Origin of the sequence: Austwickia sp. (assembly GCA_016699675.1) — a bacterium.
In the GTDB taxonomy this organism is placed as follows: Bacteria; Actinomycetota; Actinomycetes; order Actinomycetales; family Dermatophilaceae; genus Austwickia.
In genome coordinates this window covers 3,115,324-3,133,601 of record CP064985.1, presented here as the reverse complement: position 1 = coordinate 3,133,601, position 18,278 = coordinate 3,115,324, and the positions used below count along the sequence as shown (strand labels likewise).

Below are 18,278 nucleotides of genomic sequence, written 5' to 3'. Positions count from 1 at the left end.
GAAGAACGGCAACGGTTCGAGCGAGGACTCCCGCCCGAAGCCGAAGAAGATGGACAAGGACCTCTACGAGGCCGAGCTGCTGCACCTGCAGGAGCAGCTGGTCGAGATGCAGGAGTGGGTCCGCACGACCGGGCAGCGGCTCGTCGTGATCTTCGAGGGCCGCGACGCCGCGGGCAAGGGCGGGGCGATCAAGCGGGTCACCGAATACCTGAACCCCCGCATCGCGCAGGTCGTCGCGCTGCCCGCGCCGACGGAGCGGCAGCGGACGCAGTGGTACTTCCAGCGGTACGTCGAGCACCTGCCGGCCGCCGGGGAGATCCGGCTGTTCGACCGGTCCTGGTACAACCGGGCCGGCGTCGAGCGGGTCATGGGCTATTGCACGACGGAGGAGCACCGGCGTTTCCTGCGGCAGTGCCCGATCTTCGAGCGGATGCTCATCGAGGACGGGATCATGCTGCGCAAGTACTGGTTCAGCGTCTCCGACGCCGAGCAGGAGCGCCGCTTCAAGTCCCGGCTCACCGACCCGATGCGGCGCTGGAAGCTCTCCCCCACCGACCTGGAGTCGTTGACCCGCTGGGAGGACTACAGCCGGGCCAAGGACGAGATGTTCGTGCACACCGACATCACCGATGCCCGGTGGCGGGTGGTGGAGTCCGAGGACAAGAAGCGGGCGCGGCTGAACATGATCGCCGACCTGCTGGCGTCGGTGCCGTACGAGCACGTGGATCGGCCCGAGTTGAAGATGCCCAAGCGGCCGCCGTCGACCGGTTACCGGCGGACCGATCGGAGCCTGCAGCTGGAGGTCCACGACCACGCGGCGGACATCATGAAGAACGGGAAGGCCGACAAGGGCCGCGTCAGCTACGTCGACCCCGAGGACTGACGAAGGACGCAGCGAAGGGTGGGCCGAGCGCAGCGAGGACCCGCCCGGAGCGGAGTCCGAGGAAGTCCTCGCAGGGGGCCCGAGGACTGACGAAGGACGCAGCGAAGGGTGGGCCGAGCGGTGACTCGCTGGGGCCACGCCCGCCCGTGAGTGAAGCCCGCCCCCGCAGGGGGCGGGCTTCACTCGTGTCGGTCGGGCGAGCCTAGACGCCCGCCCCGACCTCGTGCCGGACCGCATCCGCGGTGCTCCCGGTGCCCGCCGCCTGAGCGGCCGGCACGCTGGCGAGGATGCGACGCATGGTCGTGGCGTGCTGGTCGGCCGACAGGCCGGCGACCAGGTGCCAGACGTCGGGCGCCACCTGCACGGCGCCGGGGAGCCCGGCGGCCTTGAGCGCGGCGGTGTCGACCCGGGCGGAGTCGCGGACCTGCAGACGCACCCGGGTGGCGGCGACGAGGTCGGCGGCCACCACGTTGTCGGGGCCGCCGGCCGCGTCCAGCCACTGCTGGGCCTGCTTCGCCTCGGCGTCGCCGACCACGACGACCGTGGTCTCGGGGGCGTCGGTGCCGAGGTCGGCCTTGTGCGCGGCCTTCTGCTCATCGGTCCGGTAGTCGAAGAAGAGCACCAGCAGCATCGAGGTGACGAACGCCGCCGTGATCGCGATGAGATACAGCGGGATGTTGCTGAAGGCCGGGATGGTCAACAGCGAGCTGAACACGAACGCGCTGGTCCTCAGGCCGCCGCCGAATCCGATGATCAGGCCGCCGACGAGGCAGCCCGCCAGCAGCCGCGGGTAGATCTTCTTGAACCGTAGGTGGATGCCGTAGAGCGAGGGCTCGGAGATGCCGCCGAGGAGGCCTGCGGCGAGGGCGCCGGTCGCGGTTTGGCGCATCTGGATGTCCTTGTCCCGGGCGGCCAGGATAAGGACGCCCGCGGTCGCACCGAAACAGGCGAAGTTCCACGCGCCCATCGGACCCTGGATGTAGTCGTAGCCGAGGGTCTGGATGTTGAGCAGCATGATCGCGTTGATCGGCCAGTGCAGGCCCAGCGGGACCATGAACGGGTAGGCGAGCGGCACCACCACGGCGAAAATGAACGGCGAGAAGTCGTTGACCGCCTTGAGCACGTTCGCCAGACCTGCGCCGGCGTACACACCGATCGGGCCGATGAGGAACGCCGTCAGCGGCAGCATGATCAGCATGGCCAGGAAGGGGACGAAGATCAGCTGCAGGTTGGCCGGGATGATCTTCTTCAGCAGCTTGTAGAGCGGTCCGAGCACCGCGGCCATGAGCAGCGGGGGAAATACCTGCGAGCCGTAGTTGAAGATGGTCAGCGGCAGCCCGAAGATTCGCACGACGTCGACGTGGCTGCCGGCGACGGTCATCTGCTCGGCGGCCGATTTCAGGCCCGCGAACCCGGGCAGCATGACGATGGCCATGATCGCGAACCCGACCCAGGGGTCGGCGTTGAGCTTCTTACTGGCGTTGTAAGCCACCATCAGCGGCAGGAAGACGAACACGGTCTGCCACATGAGATTGACGAACTGCCAACTCACCGGGAGCTGAGTGCGCGGGTCGGCCCAGTTTCCGATGATCCCGAGCGTGCTCATGAGCGACATGAACGTGATGAACAGCGATGCGCCGAGGAGCGCCCCGAGGATCGGCCGGAACGAATCGGACAGGAACTCGAAGAAGCTGTCCAGCCAGGAGAACCTGCCGCGCGGGCCGGCAGCCCGGGCGGCGGCCTTGACATCATCGGCGGAGGCTCCCCCGCCGCCGGCCATCTCGGGCAGGGCCTGGATCTCGTTGTACGCGTTCTGCACGGCGCCGCCCATGATGATCTGGTAGCGGTTGCCGGCCTGCGGCACCGCGCCCATCACGCCGGGAATGGCCTCGACCTGGTCGGTCTTGATCCCGGAGGCGTCGTTGAGTTGGAAGCGGAGCCGGGTGGCGCAGTGGGTCAGGCTCACGATGTTGCCGGGCCCACCGACGGCCTTGACGATCTCACTCGCGGTGTTCGACATGGGGTGTCCTTGGGGTTCGCAGGTCGGTGGGGGTCAGTCGTCGTCGGTCGCGACGAGCGCGCGGACCTCGGCGGGGGTGCCGCAGCGTACGGCGCGTGCGGCGAGGCTCTTGCAGTCGGCCATCGAGTAGGCCCGCACCTTCGCCTTGACCGCCGGGATCGCCGGGATGGAGCAGCTCAGCTCGTCGACGCCGAGCCCGACGAGGATGGGCACGGCCTGGGGGTCGGAGGCGATGCCGCCGCAGACGCCGAGCCACTTGCCCTTCTCGTGCAGGGCCTTGGCGGCGGTCGCGATCAGCGTGAGCACCGCGGGGCTGCAGGGGTCGACCTGCGCGGCCAGCTTGGGGTGACCGCGGTCCATCGCGAGCGCGTACGACGTGAGGTCGTTGGTCCCGACGCTGAAGAAGTCGCAGCCCTCCTCGGCGGCGAACTGCCAGGCCATGACGGCGACGGAGGGGACCTCCATCATGATGCCCACGGACACGTCGGCGGTGCTGCCGACCGCCGCCCGCTCCTCGTCCCAGATCTTCTTGGCCGCCCGCCAGTCGTCGATCGTGGCGATCATCGGGAACATCACATGCAGCTCGGCGCCGGCATCGGCGGCGGCCAGGATGGCGCGGCACTGGGTCCGCAGCACCTCGGGCCGCTCCAGGCCGACCCGCACGCCACGCATCCCGAGGAAGGGGTTCTCCTCGGCGGGCAGCGGCAGGTACGGCAGCGGCTTGTCCCCGCCGACGTCCAGCGTCCGGATGACCAGCGGCTGCCCGGGGCGCAGCGCGGCCGCGCACTCGGCGTACAGCCTGGCCTGCTCCGCCTCGTCCGGGGCGCTCGCCCGGGAGAGGAAGACGAACTCGCTGCGCAGCAGGCCGACGCCCTCCGCGCCGCGGGTCATCGCGTCGCGGGCGTCCTCGACGCCGCCGATGTTCGCGGCGACCGTCACCCGGTGGCCGTCCGTGGTGACCGCCGGCTCGTCCTTGTGCGCCTCGTCGCGGGCCTTGCGTTCGGCGTCCCGCTGCTGCCGCTCCTGGATCGCGGCGATGGCCTCATCGGAGACGTTGGTCTGCAGCGAACCCTTGGTGCCGTCGAGGACGACCTTGGCGCCGTCGGGGATCGCCAGGGCCCGGCCCTCGATGCCCGCGACGGCGGGGATGTCGAGCGACCGCGCGATGATCGCGACGTGGCTGGAGGCGCCGCCGTTGGTGGTGGCGAAGCCGACGACCTTGGTGCGGTCGAGCTGCGCGGTGTCGGAGGGGGTCAGGTCCTCGGCGATGAGAATCGCCTGGTCCGGGAGCTGGGGCTTCTCGCTGCGTTGCCCCGTCAGCTCCTCCAGCACGCGGTGGCCGACGTCGCGGACGTCCGCGGCGCGGCCGGCGAGCACCTCGTTGGCGAGCCCGGCGAGGCGCTGGGCGTAGGTGTCGACGGCGCCGCGCCAGGCGTACGGGGCGCTCTTGCCCTTGTCGATCTGGCTGACGGCCAGGTCGAGCAGGTCCGGGTCGGCGAGGATCTCCTGGTGCGCGCCGAAGATGGCGGCCTTGTCGGGGTCGGCGTCGCCCTCCAGCCGGCGCTGCAGCGCCGAGAGGTCGAGCAGGGCCCGGTCCAGGGCGGCGTTGAGCTTGCGGCGCTCGGTGTGGTGGTCTTCGCCGAACTCGGCGACGGTGATGTCGTCGTGGCGGACCTGGACGACGGTGCCGATGCCGAGGCCGGGCGACGCGGAGACCCCGAGCAGCAGGTTGGGGTCGCCGGAGCGGGGCCGGGCGGGCTCCGCGGGGGTCCTCTGCCCCGCCAGGCCGGCTGCCGGCGCGTCGGGCGCGGGGACGGCCGGGACGGGTCCGGTGTCGTCGGTGCCGATCGGCGGGCATTCCTCGCCCAGCCCGGACTTGATGGCGTCGACGATCCGGGCGACGGCCTCCTCGGCGTCCGCCCCGTGGGCGCTGATCGTGACCTTGTCGCCGCGGGCCACGGCCATCGCCATGACCGCCATGATGCTCTTGGCGTTGGCGGCGTCGTCGCCGCGCCGCAGCTTGATGTCCGAGGAGAACGACTTGGCGAGGTTCGCCAGCGTCGCGGTCGGCCGGGCGTGCAGGCCAGTCGGGTTGGGGATCAGCAACGCCTCCGACGTGACGGTGCGGCCGGCCGCGCCGCCCACCGCACCCGTCGTACCGTCCCCGCTCGGCGCCGCGAGGACCACCTCCGCGGCCACGTCCTGACCGGCCGTGACGATCCCCTTGCGGGGGGTCAGGCTCGCGATCATCTCCGAGTTCGCCACGACAACCTGCGTGAGCAGGCTCTTGGCCTGGGCGGCGACCATGTCGAGGTCGAAGTCGACCAGCACGTCACCGACGCCGACCTGCTGGCCGACCTTCACCTTGGGGGTGAAGCCGGCGCCGGCCATCTTGACCGTGTCGAGCCCGATGTGCAGGAGCACCTCGAGACCATCCGCCGAGCGGATCGTCACCGCATGCCCGGAGGGCTGCAGGTCCGCTACCTCGCCGGCGATCGGGGCCAACAGCTCGTGGCTCAAGGGGTCGATCGAGAAGCCCTCGCCCACCATCTTTCGAGCGAACACCGGATCGGGAATGACCTCGATGGGGACCATCACCCCGGTGAGTGGGGCGCTGAGCTCGATTCGAGCCCCGCCGTCGCTGGTGACCACGTTCGCCTCCTGAGGCTCCGGCTGCCCCGCCCACCTCGTCGTGGGACGTACGTCCGAAGGTGCGAACAGCCTAGTGCCGACCGCCCGCCGCGCCAGTTCAGGGGGCCGTGCCGCTACCGCGTGGCGAGGTCGCCCCAGACGGCCTCGGCGCCGGTGTGGCCGACCCGGAAGGTGAGGTAGAGGACGCCCAACGCGACGAGGGTCGTCACGATGGAGGTCGCCAGGACCAGGGCGCGGGGAGCCCGGTGGGGCTGCGGCGTACCGTCTCGTCCCGGCTCATAACTGACGGAGTCGCGGCCCGGCGTGCCGCGGCGGGCGCGCCAGGCGAGGTACGCCGGGACGAGGGCGCACACGAGCAACAGGCCCGCGAGGGCCGGGAGCAGGTCGCCGACCTCGGCGTGTTCGTGCACGGCGGCGGTCTTGGGGACCTGGTGCTCCAGGCGTTCGCCGCTCTCCTTGGCAAGGAAGGTCAGGGCGAAGACGACGAGGTTCGCCGCGGCCACCGGGATCGCCAGCCGCGACCACCAGGCGGGGCGCCAGGACAGCAACCCGGTGCCGAGCGCGAGCAGCGGCAGGAGGACGACGACGCCGTGGACGAGGAGCGGGTGGGTGGGCAGCCCGAGGATCGTGGTCAGCACTCCCCCATCGTCGCGGGCCCGGGGCCTGCGGGGGGTTTTGACGCGCGGCTGGTCGGCGGCGAATTCGGCCGCGTGAGCAGGCGCGCCTGGTCGGACCGGGGGTGGCCCGGCGATTCGGGATACGTTGGTCGCCATGCCGACGTACGACGACGACCTCCGCCTCGCCCACGTCCTCGCGGACGCCGCCGAGCGGGTGACGATGGAGCGCTTCCGGGCCGTCGACCTGCACGTCGAGACCAAGCCCGATCTCACCCCGGTCAGCGACGCCGATCGCACCGTCGAGGAGCTGCTGCGCAGCCAGCTCGGCCGGACCCGCCCCCGGGACGGCGTCGTCGGCGAAGAGTTCCCGGAGACCGGCCACTCCCCGCGCCGCTGGGTCATCGATCCCATCGACGGGACGAAGAACTTCGTGCGCGGCGTGCCCGTCTGGGCCACCCTGATCGGGCTCATCGATGGCGACGACCCGGTCGTGGGCCTCGTGGCCGCGCCCTCCCTGACCCGGCGCTGGTGGGCCGCGAAGGGCACCGGCGCGCGGACCGGCCGCAGCCTGGCCAGTTCCACCCCGCTGCGGGTCAGCGCGGTGCGCGACCTCGGCGACGCGTCGCTGTCGTACTCCAGCCTCGACGGCTGGCGCGAGGCGGGCCGCGGCCCCGGGTTCCTCGACCTGCTGGAGTCGTGCTGGCGGACGCGGGCGTACGGCGACTTCTGGTCCTACATGCTCGTCGCGGACGGCGCCGTGGACGTGGCCTGCGAGCCGGAGCTCGCGCTGTACGACATGGCCGCGCTCGTCCCGATCGTCACCGAGGCCGGTGGGTCGTTCACGTCGCTGGACGGCCGCCCCGGCCCGTGGGGGCCCGGCGCCGTCGCCACGAACGGCCTGCTGCACGACGAGGTGTTGTCCCGCCTGGCGCCCCCGGCCGAATAATCCGTCCCGTCCCGCGCGGGCAAGCCCTCTGCCCCGCTGGCCCGCTCCCCCTGGCCCGCGTGTCCCCTCCCGCTTGCCCGCTCGCCATCTGGCCCACTCTCCCGCTGGCCCGCGTGTCCCCTCCCGCACTGGCGCCCTCTTTCCCCTACTGACGCCCCACTTCAAGGAGGGCGCCAGTGGGGGAAATGGAGCGCCAGTCGGGGTGGCGGGCACTCGACGCTCAGGAATCGAGGAGTCAGCGGCGGGTCGCCAGGAAGTCGCCGATCCGCCCGATCGCCTCGGCGAGGACGTCCTCGGACGGGAGCGTGACCAGCCGGAAGTGGTCCGGCTCGAACCAGTTGAACCCGGTCCCGTGCGTCACCAGGATCTTCTTCGCGCGCAGCAGGTCGAGCACGAACGCCTCGTCGTCCTCGATCGGGTAGACCTCGGGGTCCAGCCGGGGGAAGCAGTACATCGCCCCGTGCGGCTGCACGCAGGACACCCCGGGGATGTCGTTCAGCAGCTTCCAGGCCAGCTTGCTCTGGTCGTAGAAGCGCCCGCCCGGCACGATGAGTTCGTTGATCGACTGGTACCCGCCCAGCGCCGTCTGGATCGCGTGCTGCGCCGGCACGTTGGCGCACATGCGCATGTTCGCCAGCAGCACCAGCCCTTCGAGGAAGTCCTCGGCGATCTCCTGGGGGCCGCTGACCATGACCCACCCGGCCCGGTAGCCACAGACCCGGTAGGCCTTGCTCAGGCCGCTGAAGGTGAGGCAGAGGACGTCGTCCCCGCAGTACGTCGCCGCGTGGTGATGCACCGCGTCGTCGAACAGGATCTTCTCGTAGATCTCGTCGGCGAAGACCACCAGCTGGTGGCGCCGCGCGATGTCGACGAGCCCCTTAAGGGTCTTCTCGCTGTAGACCGCGCCAGTGGGGTTGTTGGGATTGATGATGACCAGAGCCCAGGTGTTCTCGGTGATCTTGGCCTCGATGTCGGCGAGATCGGGGTTCCAGCCGTTGTCCTCGTCGCAGCGGTAGTGCACCGGGGTGCCGCCGGACAGGCTGACCGCGGCGGTCCACAGCGGGTAGTCCGGCGCCGGCACGAGGATCTCGTTGCCGTCGTCGACGAACGCCTGCAGCACCATCGTGATGAGCTCGGAGACGCCGTTGCCGATGATGACGTCCTCGACGGCGCAGTCCTTGAGGCCGCGGCTCTGGTAGTACTGCGCCACCGCCGTGCGCGCCGAGTAGATGCCCCGGCCGTCGCTGTAACCCTGCGCGTTGGGCAGGTGGTGGATCATGTCGGCGAGGATCGACTCGGGGGCCTCGAACCCGAAGGGGGCGGGGTTGCCGATGTTGAGCTTGAGGATCTTGTGCCCCTCGGCCTCGAGACGCTGCGCCTCGGTGAGGATGGGTCCCCGCACGTCGTACCGGACGTGCTTCAGCTTGTTGCTCTGTCGAATCCTGCGCATGCCGGCAAGTCTGTCACGCCCGGTCCATCGGTTTTCGACGCCGACGACGCGGTACGGCGACGTGCAGGCCCGCCTCGAGCAGGGTGAGCGCCGTCAGCCCACTAATGCCAGACGCGGCCCCCGCCGCACATTACCCGTCGCCACCCGTCACCGTGGTTGCGGGAAATGGCTGCTGGACGGCTCCTGTGGTGATCGCGGCAGATCGCGGACGATCAGGCGGGGAGCACGCTCACGTCGCCCCGGTCGAGCGCCCGCAGCGGCTTCTTCAGCTGGCCGGCGTCGCCGACGACGATGCTGGTCCACGTCCCGTCGATCCAGTCCCGATAGGCCTTGCGCAGCCGCTTCGGCGTCAGCTCCCGCATGTCGTGCAGCACCCGCGTGGTGTGCTCGGTGGTGAGCCCCTCCAACGCCCGCTGGGCGGCCTCGTCGGCGATGGTGTCGGCGGTGGCGTACCGGCCCGGCGCGGTGTGACACAGGAAAGCGATCCCGGCCTCCGTCTCCGCCTCCTCGAAGCCGTCGCGACCCGCGTCGAGGATGTCGAGCATCAGCCCGAGCGACTCGGCGGTCACCTCGGTGCGCACGGAGCCGCTGGCGATGAAGAGACCACCGCCGCGACGGGGCCGGAAGCCACACCGTACGCCGTACGTGTAGCCCTTCTCCTCCCGCAGCACCGCATCGAGCCGGGCCTGCGGGCTGCCACCCAGCAGGTAGCCGAGCACCGGGAACGGCGCCCAGCCGCCGGCCACGGTGCGGTCCGGCCCGAAGCACCCGACGTACAGCTCGCTTTGCACGCTGCCCGGCCGGTCCACCAGAACGATCCGACTGCGCTTGTGCCGGGGACGCTTGGGCGCCGGCTGCACGGGCGACGCACCGCGCCCCCAGCCGCGCAGCGCGAAGTCGACCTCCCCGGCCACGTCGACGTCGCCGATGTCCCCCGCGACCACGACGACCGAGCCGGCCGGGCGCACCACCATCGCGTGATAGGCCGCCACGTCGTCCCGCGTGATCCGCTCGACGGTGTCGGCGGTGCCCCCGGTGGGGCGGCCCAGGCGCTCGTCGGACCCATAGAAGGCCCCGGCGAACGCGATCGCGGCGCGTTGCCCGGGGTGGGCGAGTTCCTGGTCGATCTCGGCGAGCCGGGTGCGGACGTGCCGGCGGACCTGCTGCTCGGGGAACGTCGGGCGCAGCAGCGCCTCCGCGAGAAGCTCCAGGGCGCCGCTCACGTGCCGCCGGGTGACGTCGACCTCGACGATGAGGCCACGCTCGCCGACCCCCGCCCCGAGCGCGACGCCGCGCCGTTCGAGCAGTTCGGCCATCTCCTCGACGTCGTGGTTCTGGGTGCCCTCGTCGAGGGTGCGGGCCATGATCGTGCCGACGCCCTCCAGCTCGCGCGGCTCCCCCGCCAGGGGCGCGGGCAGCGCCACGCGGACAGACCAGACGTGCTGGCCGGGGACGTCGTACACGACGACGCGCACTCCGTTGTCGAGTTCGGTGACCGTCGGGGTCGGGAAGCTCCACGGCCCGGGCGCCTGGACGGCCGGGCGGCGCGGGAACTTGGCGCTCACGCCGCCCCCTCCGTCCGGCTCGGGTCGGCCGGGTCGGGGGGGTCAGCGGCGCCGGCCGATTCGGCAGCATCGTTACGGTCGCCCGCGGCGTTGATCGCGACCACGGCGCGGTGCTGCGGGCGCAGCCACTCGGCCGCCGCCTGCTGCACCTGGTCGGCGGTCACCGCGCCGAGCCGGTCGAGGTAGGTGTTGACCGCGTGGGGGTCGTCGTACAGGCAGGTGTAGTGGCTGATGGCGTCGGCGCGCTCCTCCAGCGAGGTGAGCCCGGACAGCCAGCTGCGCTCGGTCTGGGCCAGGACCGCCTCCATGTCCGCGGCGGTGGGCCCCTGGGCGGCGAACTCCTCGATCAGCTCGCAGGCCCGCTCCTCCAACCGGTCCAGCTCCACCCCGTCGGCCGCCTGCAGGACCAGGAAGCCCAGCGAGACACCGTCGGCCAACCCGAGCGAACCCGCGGACACGTAGTCGGCCAGCTCCTCGGTCCGCACCAGCGCCTTCTCCAGGCGAGACGTGGCCAGTCCGCCGAGGCAGTCCATGGCGCTCGCGGCGGAGAGATAGTCCGGGGTGTTGTCCTCCGGAAGCCGAAATCCCAGGTAGAGCCGTCCGGACGGCACGAACTCGGCGCGGCGCAGGTGGGCGGGTGCACCCGCGGGCTCCAGGGGAGGGGTGCTTTCCCGGTCGGGCACGGGGCCGGCGGGGATGGCCCCGAAGTAGCGCTCGGCGGCGAGGAAGGCCTCCGGTACGCCGACGTCGCCCGCAATCGTGAGCACGGTGTTGGCCGGCGTGTACCAGTGCCGGAAGAACGCGTGCACGTCCTCCAGCGTCGCCGCGTCGAGGTCCGCCATCGAGCCGATCGTCGAGTGATGGTAGGGGTGCCCGGGGGGGAAGACGAGGGTGTAGAGGTCGTTGAGGGCGTTGCCGTACGGCGCGTTGTCGTAGCGCTGCCGCTTCTCCTCCTTGACCACGTCGCGCTGGTTGTCCAGGTTGGCCTGCGTCACCGCGTCCAGCAGGTAGCCGTGCCGGTCGGCCTCCATCCACAGGGCCAGCTCGAAGGCGCCCTTCGGCACCGTGTCGAAGTAGTTCGTCCGATCGAACCAGGTGGTGGCGTTGAGCCGGCCGCCGTGGGCCATCAGCGCGGCGAAGTGCTCGCCGCTCGCGACGTGCCGCGACCCCTGGAACATGAGGTGCTCGAAGAGGTGCGCGAAGCCCGTCTTCCCCGCCGGTTCGTGCCGGGACCCGACCCCGACCCACAGGTTGACCGCGACCGTGGGCACGCTGTGGTCCTCGTTGACGACGACCCGCAGACCGTTGGCGAGCGTGCGGTCCACGATGTCGTACGCGAGGGGCATTGCGACAGCTTAACGGGCTGCGGTCGAACCGACCCTCGGGTCAGTTGAGGGGTTCGCCGCGCAGCAGCCGCCCGCTGGTGCGGGTGCCCAACCGTCTCAGCGCCAGCCGGCCGACCAGCTGCTGGTTAGTCGTGGCGCGCTCGGCGCGGCCGCTGCCGATGAACGTGATGAACCACCGCAGCAGGGTCGTGACTTGCTGCTTGAAGCCGGTGATGTAGAGCAGGTGCAGCACCAGCCAGGCGACCCACGCCGGGAATCCCCAGAGCCGGAACCTGCCGACGCTGACGACCGCCTGGTACTTGCTGATCGTCGCCATCGAGCCCTTGTCGCGGTAGCTGAAGGGCTCCCGCGCGGGGGCCGCCGGGGTGGCCTCGGCGAGCGCGGCCGGGGCGGTGGGGGTCGCCTCCGTCGTGGTCGCCTCGGTCGTCGTCGTCTCGGTCGGTGGGGTTACCTCGGCGGCGATGGCCGCCGCAGCGTACGACGCGGACTGGATCGCCCCTTGGGCCACCCCGGGCACCCCGGGCACCGACATCAGATCGCCGATGACGAAGACCTCCGGGTGTCCGGGCAGGGTCAGGTCCGGCCCGACCACGACGCGGCCGGAGCGGTCGACCTCGGCGCCGGTCTGCTCGGCCACCGCCCGGCCGAGCGCATTGCCCTGCACGCCCGCCGCCCAGACCTTGCACACGCTCTCGATGCGCTCGGTGCGACCGTCCTGGTGCCGCAGCACCACGCCGGTGGCGTCGACCTCGGTCACCAGCACCCCCAGCTGGACCTCGACGCCGAGCTTGGCCAGTTCCGACTGGGTGATCTTGCCGAGCCGGTCGCCGAACGCCGGCAGCACCTGCGCCGCGCCGTCGACCAGCAGCACCCGGGCGCTCGCCGGGTCGATGTGCCGGAAGTTGCCGGCGAGGGTCTTGCTCGCCAGCTCGCGGATCTGGCCGGCCATCTCCACGCCGGTGGGTCCGGCGCCGACGACGACGAACGTGAGCAGCCGCTCCCGCGCGGCCGTGTCCTCCTCGAGCTCGGCCAGCTCGAACGCGCCGAAGATGCGGCTGCGCAGCTCGAGCGCGTCGTCGAGGGTCTTCATACCCGGGGCGTACGTCGCGAACTCGTCATGCCCGAAGTAGCTCTGGCCCGCACCGGCCGCCAGCACGAGATAGTCGTACGGCGTCGTGGTCTCCTTGTCGTGGAAGCGACTGGTGACCGTGCGGCCCGCGACGTCGATGTCGGTGACCAGGCCCTGCAGCACCGTGGCGTTGCGCTGCCGGCGCAGCACCTGCCGGGTCGCGGGCGCGATCTGGCCCTCGGAGAGAATGCCGGTCGCCACCTGGTAGAGCAGCGGCTGGAAGAGGTGCTGCGGCGTCTCGGCGATGAGGGTGATGTCGACGTCCGCGCCCTTGAGGTGCTTGGCGGCGAAGAGCCCGCCGAACCCCGACCCCACGATCACCACCCGATGCCCCGGCCGTGGTGTGCTGCGCATGCGCTGACCTCCCCGTGTCGAAAGTGGTTGGCGCGCCGAGGCGTCCCAACGCCGTCCGCACCGAGGCTACCCGCCCCGATTTCGGTCGCTACCAGCGCAGTCCCGCCGCGAGCAAGCGCGACTCCGTCTCGAACCTGACCTGCGGCGGCAGGGGCGGCCGACTGTCGGGTGCGTCGATCCCCAGCGTGTGGCAGGCCTGCACGAGTTCCAGGTCATAGGCGCCGGTGGCGGCGGTCACGCGAAAGGCTCGTGCCGGCTGCGAGGTGCGGTACGTCGCGGCCACCAGGCTCGCGAGGCGGGTCAGCTCCCGCTCGTGCCCCCCGATCGCGACCTTCGGGGGTACGTCGGCGCAGCCGGACGGATCTGACGACCTCTGTGAGCCCAAGAGTCCCCGCGGGTCCGACTGGTCAAGCGATCGCCGCACCGGGAGCCGCGCCCAGGCCGGCCGTTCGCCCACGAGCAGGCCCATGCCCAGCTCCAGGAGGGGGAAGATGCCGCACACCGCCGCGATCAGTGCCAGATACTGCACCCAGCCCGCCATAGCGCCACCTTCGCCGGCCACGACTTCCTTGCGTGACGCCAGCGTACGCCGGGGCGGCCGGGCGGGACAGCCCCCACAACGCCGTGAGGGCGAACCGTCTGAAACGGTTCGCCCTCACGGCATTTGAGGCTTACTGCCTTGGTAGCGGGGGCAGGATTTGAACCTGCGACCTCTGGGACGATCAGGTCCGATTTCCGCTACTTCGGAATGTCTTCGGTCGGCCGCGATTGACTCGATCTACACGGAGACCGGTTGATCACCGACGTCGCCACTGTACCGGATGTCTCGGGTCACCTCGGCCTCGTTCGCGATGTACGTGATGGGATTTCGATGGGCTCTCACCGCTCGGCCGCCGCATGATGAGATGCACCGAGAAGAATTTTCAGCACTGGTTGCCGCTGGTCGTCTTCTGTTGTCTCGCACCGTCTTCGACCAGTTCGGAGTCGCCGATGGCGGGCCGGATTCGGTGGTTGACATGGGCTCCGTCCAAGCGCACCTTCGATGGGTGGACACCAACGATGTCATCGTCTCCCTGACGCCAGTCGGGGCGGACGGTCCCGCCGAATCAGCGGGACCGGTGACGACATCGTCGGAAGTCCCCGGTGCCGGTGCCGCACCGGCACCAGCGGTGGTGGTAACTCCCCAGCACCATGACGAGTTGCGCGGTGCCGCTGCCGCGGCGGCACCGTCGGCGGTGCCGGGGATTCCCCGGCACCGGTTCCGGCGAGTCGCCGGAACCGCGCTTGCTCGCCGGCCTCTTCGTTGTTGTCCTCGTTGAAGCGGCGGACAAGCTCCTCGAAAACGGTTCCCATGCCGTGGTTGTCGAGGCCGGTGGGCGACAGGTCCAGGTTCGGGTCGAGGAACTTCGACAACAGCGTGCCGATCGCGTCGCCCTTGGAGAGCTTGGGGATCTGGTTGCGCAGCTCGAAGTTGTCGATGTTCTCCTGCACGTTGGGCGAGAAGCCGTCGAGGTAGGCCTCGAAGTCGAGCTTGAGCCGCGCAGCGTTCGTGATCGAGCTCAGCGCCTTCATCGTGAAGGACGACGTGTTGTAGAAGTCCTGCCCTGCGGCTTGGCGCAGAGCCGCGTCTTGGTTGACGATGCCGGCCTTATCGAGGGTCGCCTTGGTCTGGACGACCGCGTCCTTCGTCGTTTCCAGCACCGAGTCGAGCCGGCGCAGCACCGTGAAGGGCAGAATCACGTCGCGGTACTTGCCGCGGACGTAAAGGTCGCGCAAGACGTCGTCGGCGATCCCCCAGATGAGATTGACGATCCTGCTGTGCTTCGCGCTATCCACGCCGAGAACCCTATTGGGAGCCTCCGACGAAAGTGTCGAGATCCCGACGGCTGGTGCCGCTCGCAACGCCTCAGACCCCAAGGCCCCGTCGTCCCTGGCCAAGTTCTTGCGACGCGAGCCGCGTCGAGGCTTCCGTTGCCCGGCGGAGCGCCGCCTCGGCCCGCGCGCGGTCGAGGCGCTGGTTGTCGTCGACAGGTTGGCCACCGAGCGGGTCGCGGCTGGTGATGCCGTAGCGGTCGCGGTAGGCGGCGATGGCGATGACACTCCGCAACCAGTGGATGCGATCGACGGCCGGTGCGTCGCCGATCCGCTGGATCCAGGACTCGCGACGCTTGATGCCAGTTTCGGCGAGGGTCTTGGCGCGCTGTTCGATCAGGACCTTCCGCTCGTCGATTGCCTTGCGTATGTCCGCCGCCATCGGGCCGATGGGCTCGGGGATGAGGCCGGCGATCAAACGTGCTGGCCGTCGGCTTCGGCGGCTACCTGCATCAGAGGTGGCCAACCGGAGCCGGTGCCGCAGCACGGCGGCGACGTCGTCGGCGTCGCCGAGGCCGTACCGGTTCACCGCGACCGGCAGGATGCGGTCGACGTCGTGGCCGTTCCCCTCGGCTCGGCGGAGTTCGGCTGCGAAGGCGCCGTAGGCGTCCGAGGCGAGGACGTCGTCGCGCTGTGCTTCGGTGAGGCCGCAGCGGGCGAGCAGTCGTGCCCAGCGGTCCCGTTGGGCGGCCGCGGCGAGGGTTTCCAGCTCGGCGGCCAGCTGCCGGATGCCTCCCCAGGCTTCCTGCTCGGCCTCGATCGTCTGCGTCGCCGAGAGTTCGGCACCGACGTTGGCGAGGACACCGGTCAGCACCTCGCGGGCTGTGGGGACGTCCTGGTCATCAGGTGTGCCGTGGTTGTCGTCAGCGTCTCCGGTGATGACGTAGGCGTGGTTGTGGTCGCGGCCGCGGGTCATCTCGACGTACAGGTTCTCCCTCGTCGTCGACTCGGTGACGACCACGTGCGAGGTGTCGACGGTGATGCCTTGAGCACGGTGGGCGGTGATGGCGTAGCCGAGGTCGACGTGCTCGGCGACGTACGCGGCCGGGAGGACGACTGCTCCGCTGCGGCGGTCCTGGCGGCGGACGACGAGCGAGCCGTCGGGGCGTACGTCATTGACTGTCCAGCGGTCGCCGTTGCGGACCCAGCCGTTGCGCAGCGTGCGCAGGCGGCGGTCGTTTTGGCGGGTGATGATCCAATCGCCCGTGGTTGCGTTGGTGCCGTCGATCAGGGTGACCGCTCGCCCGTGGGCGCCGCCGCGCTCGGCTTGGGCGCGGACGTTGAGGTCGCGAACTGTCGCGGCGTTGTCGGCGATCAGGATGCTGGCTCGCCCGTGGTCGACGTCGTGCTTCCAAGCGACGTACGCGGCCTCGGTCATGGACTCGCCCGTGCCGCCGTCTACTCGCCCGTGGTCGATGTAGGTGTCTACGACGTCGACTCGCCCGTGGCGAAGGTCGATGCTGGCGAGCTTCTCCCACTTGTTCGTGAAGCGGTGGATGTCGACGAGCTCCGGGGCGTCGTCCCTGGCCTCCACGAGCATCCCGAACGCGCCGCCCGCTTCGACCGACTGGAGTTGCGCCCAGTCTCCGACCAGGAGCACCTTCGCACCGGCCTGTTCGGCGTGGGCGGTGATCCGATCGAGCGTGAGGGTGCCGGCGAGGGTGGCTTCGTCGATGATGACGAGCTGACCGCGACTGAAGCGCACGTGACCCTGCTGGTGCTCGTACAGCCACTTCGCGGTGTTCTCCGTGCCGATGCCGAGCTCCTCCGCGAGGACGGCGGCGGCCGCGGCACTCGGGGCGAGCCCGGCAACGCTGTTTCCTCCGTGCTGCTGGGTCCATGCCTTCTTGAGGACACGCAGGGCGGTGGTCTTGCCTGCTCCTGCTGGGCCGACGAGCAGGTCGAGTTGCCGCCCGGAGACGGCGACCTTCGCGATGGCCTGCGCCTGCTCGGGGCTGAGTCGATGGCCCTTGACCGGTTGGTTGGTGGTCGTGTCGACGACCTCGATGTCGACGGTCGGGGCCGTGATCGCGTCAGCCCGTTTCAGGAGTCGATCCTCGGCCGCGAGCAGGTGTTCAGCGGAGAAGACCGTGGAGTGCTTCGGACGGAACTCACTGCTGCCATCGACGCGCGTGAATGAGGCGGGCGTCTTCGTCAAGTCGGGCGGGGTGAGCCGCAGGGAGCCGTGCTCGGCGGCTTCGACGATCAGCCCGGTGATGGCTTCCCGGTCGCTGGCGGAGGCGAATCGCCAGCCGAGAATCTGCCGGGACGTCTCAGCGTACAGGTTCGCGCGTCGCCAGGTCGATCGCTTCTCGCCGACCGCGATCACCACCGAGCGCCCAACTTCCTCGATGAGGTCGAATGGGATGTCGTCCGCGCGGAGCAGCCGCTGCGGGGCGTTGGCGAGAGCGTTCTGCGCCCAGGTCGTGGCGTCCTCTCCCAGCAGATCCGTCGCGCGGCGGCGCCACCCGGCTGTGAGGTCAGCGAGTGAGTGGATGTGCTTCGGTGGCCGGGTGGTCAGGTTGGCCGTCTGGCGCAGCTTGTTGATCGTCGACCGTTTCGGCTGGTGGCCGTGCGTGGCGACGTACTCCGCGATCGCGGCCTCCGTCGCCGCGTCGATGTCCCGCGACCGTTGCGAGAACGCCGTGACGAGCTTCTGCGGCACGCCGGTGATCTCCCAGGCGGGGTTGCGGTCCCGGCCCCGCGCTCGGCGTTCCCAGCAGACGCCGAGTGCTCGGGTCAGGTGGTCGCTGAAGATCGCTTCGTGCAGCTCGGACACGGCGACGGTCCAGTGATGCAGCGGGGTGCCGTCGAGCGTGCGCCACTTGCCGTCGCGCACGGTCTTGACCCTGTTGGAGATGACGACGTGGGTGTGCAGGTGCGGGTCGCTGGCGCGGGAGTCGTAGTGGTCGAACGCGGTCGCGACGACGCCGGTGGTGTCGAGCTGCACGACCGAGCCACGCGCGCCCTTGGCGCCCGCCCGGGTGGCGACGATCTCGCGCTCGACGAAGTCGAGTGCCTCGGTGACGGCGCGGTGGTGTGCGTCGGCGATGATCGCCTGCGTCCCCGCATCAGTGACCCCCCACAGGATGCTGGCTGACTTCGGGATCGAGAAAGTCATGTCGAACCCGGCCACCGCGTGCTTGCGCTTGCCCGTCTTGGGCTGGGCATAGGTGCGGAATCGGGAGCCGAGTTGCTCGCCCGTGGCCGGATGCTGGCCGTGGCCAATGAGTCGCCGGAGCTGCTCGTCGGCAACCTCATCGCCGACCTTGAGCCCACTGTCGAGGCTGACGACGCCGGAGCCGAGCCAGTAGCCGGGCGGGGTGCCCTCCTCGGTGTAGTAGCGCGTCAGCGGGTCGCGCAGCGACCTGTCCCCGTCACCCACCGCGACCGTGCGCAGCAGGTAGTCGACCCCCTGGCCAGCGTGCATCGACTTGATCGTGA

At 70.5% G+C, this 18,278-nt stretch carries 11 protein-coding genes and 1 pseudogene; 2 read left to right on the top strand and 10 right to left on the bottom strand.

What is annotated here, in order from left to right; translation table 11 throughout:
* Positions 1–49 precede the first annotated feature (49 nt).
* A complete protein-coding gene (gene ppk2, locus IPK37_14315) occupies positions 50–883 on the top strand; it encodes a polyphosphate kinase 2 (protein ID QQS02895.1) in 834 nt (277 codons plus the stop codon).
* Between the two features lie 202 nt (positions 884–1,085).
* Here ppk2 and IPK37_14310 read toward each other — a convergent pair whose 3' ends face one another.
* From IPK37_14310 to IPK37_14300, 3 genes are all read right to left on the bottom strand, one after another.
* Complete coding sequence (locus IPK37_14310; GenBank protein QQS00092.1) at positions 1,086–2,903, bottom strand: PTS transporter subunit EIIB; 1,818 nt, start codon at positions 2,901–2,903, stop codon at positions 1,086–1,088.
* Positions 2,904–2,936: 33 nt separating this feature from the next.
* Complete coding sequence (gene ptsP / locus IPK37_14305) at positions 2,937–5,498, bottom strand: phosphoenolpyruvate--protein phosphotransferase (protein ID QQS02894.1); 2,562 nt, start codon at positions 5,496–5,498, stop codon at positions 2,937–2,939.
* A 170-nt stretch (positions 5,499–5,668) separates the two neighbouring features.
* Positions 5,669–6,193, bottom strand: coding sequence for a hypothetical protein (locus tag IPK37_14300; protein QQS00091.1), 525 nt, complete (start codon positions 6,191–6,193; stop codon positions 5,669–5,671).
* A 133-nt stretch (positions 6,194–6,326) separates the two neighbouring features.
* On the opposite strand from IPK37_14300, the gene hisN reads away from it, so the two are divergent.
* Positions 6,327–7,118, top strand: coding sequence for a histidinol-phosphatase (gene hisN / locus IPK37_14295; GenBank protein QQS00090.1), 792 nt, complete (start codon positions 6,327–6,329; stop codon positions 7,116–7,118).
* Between the two features lie 235 nt (positions 7,119–7,353).
* On the opposite strand, the gene IPK37_14290 is transcribed toward hisN, so the two are convergent.
* The 7 genes and pseudogenes from IPK37_14290 to IPK37_14260 form a co-directional block, all read right to left on the bottom strand.
* Positions 7,354–8,568, bottom strand: a complete 1,215-nt coding sequence (locus tag IPK37_14290) for a pyridoxal phosphate-dependent aminotransferase (GenBank protein QQS00089.1) — start codon at positions 8,566–8,568, stop codon at positions 7,354–7,356.
* Between the two features lie 212 nt (positions 8,569–8,780).
* A complete protein-coding gene (locus IPK37_14285) occupies positions 8,781–10,133 on the bottom strand; it encodes an insulinase family protein (protein ID QQS00088.1) in 1,353 nt (450 codons plus the stop codon).
* Positions 10,130–11,479, bottom strand: coding sequence for an insulinase family protein (locus IPK37_14280; protein ID QQS00087.1), 1,350 nt, complete (start codon positions 11,477–11,479; stop codon positions 10,130–10,132). Before IPK37_14280 ends, IPK37_14285 begins: the two co-directional genes overlap by 4 nt.
* 40 nt (positions 11,480–11,519) lie before the next feature.
* Positions 11,520–12,962 carry an NAD(P)/FAD-dependent oxidoreductase gene (locus tag IPK37_14275; GenBank protein QQS00086.1) on the bottom strand — a complete coding sequence of 481 codons (1,443 nt, stop codon included), beginning with the start codon at positions 12,960–12,962 and terminating at the stop codon, positions 11,520–11,522.
* Between the two features lie 88 nt (positions 12,963–13,050).
* Entirely contained in the window at positions 13,051–13,503 is a 453-nt protein-coding gene (locus tag IPK37_14270) for a hypothetical protein (GenBank protein ID QQS00085.1), read from the bottom strand.
* A 746-nt stretch (positions 13,504–14,249) separates the two neighbouring features.
* A pseudogene (locus tag IPK37_14265) lies at positions 14,250–14,798 on the bottom strand (type I restriction-modification system subunit M N-terminal domain-containing protein).
* 70 nt (positions 14,799–14,868) lie between these two features.
* Positions 14,869–18,264 carry a relaxase domain-containing protein gene (locus tag IPK37_14260; protein ID QQS02893.1) on the bottom strand — a complete coding sequence of 1,132 codons (3,396 nt, stop codon included), beginning with the start codon at positions 18,262–18,264 and terminating at the stop codon, positions 14,869–14,871.
* Positions 18,265–18,278: the final 14 nt, after the last annotated feature.

What these genes read in the sequence shown, in the direction of transcription:
- ppk2 (QQS02895.1), top strand. Translation starts at nt 50, where the DNA reads ATGGACAAGGACCTCTACGAGGCCGAGCTGCTGCACCTGCAGGAGCAG.
- IPK37_14310 (QQS00092.1), bottom strand. Translation starts at nt 2,903, where the DNA reads ATGTCGAACACCGCGAGTGAGATCGTCAAGGCCGTCGGTGGGCCCGGC.
- ptsP (QQS02894.1), bottom strand. Translation starts at nt 5,498, where the DNA reads ATGGTCCCCATCGAGGTCATTCCCGATCCGGTGTTCGCTCGAAAGATG.
- hisN (QQS00090.1), top strand. Translation starts at nt 6,327, where the DNA reads ATGCCGACGTACGACGACGACCTCCGCCTCGCCCACGTCCTCGCGGAC.
- IPK37_14290 (QQS00089.1), bottom strand. Translation starts at nt 8,568, where the DNA reads ATGCGCAGGATTCGACAGAGCAACAAGCTGAAGCACGTCCGGTACGAC.
- IPK37_14280 (QQS00087.1), bottom strand. Translation starts at nt 11,479, where the DNA reads ATGCCCCTCGCGTACGACATCGTGGACCGCACGCTCGCCAACGGTCTG.
- IPK37_14275 (QQS00086.1), bottom strand. Translation starts at nt 12,962, where the DNA reads ATGCGCAGCACACCACGGCCGGGGCATCGGGTGGTGATCGTGGGGTCG.
- IPK37_14270 (QQS00085.1), bottom strand. Translation starts at nt 13,503, where the DNA reads ATGGCGGGCTGGGTGCAGTATCTGGCACTGATCGCGGCGGTGTGCGGC.
- IPK37_14260 (QQS02893.1), bottom strand. Translation starts at nt 18,264, where the DNA reads ATGCACGCTGGCCAGGGGGTCGACTACCTGCTGCGCACGGTCGCGGTG.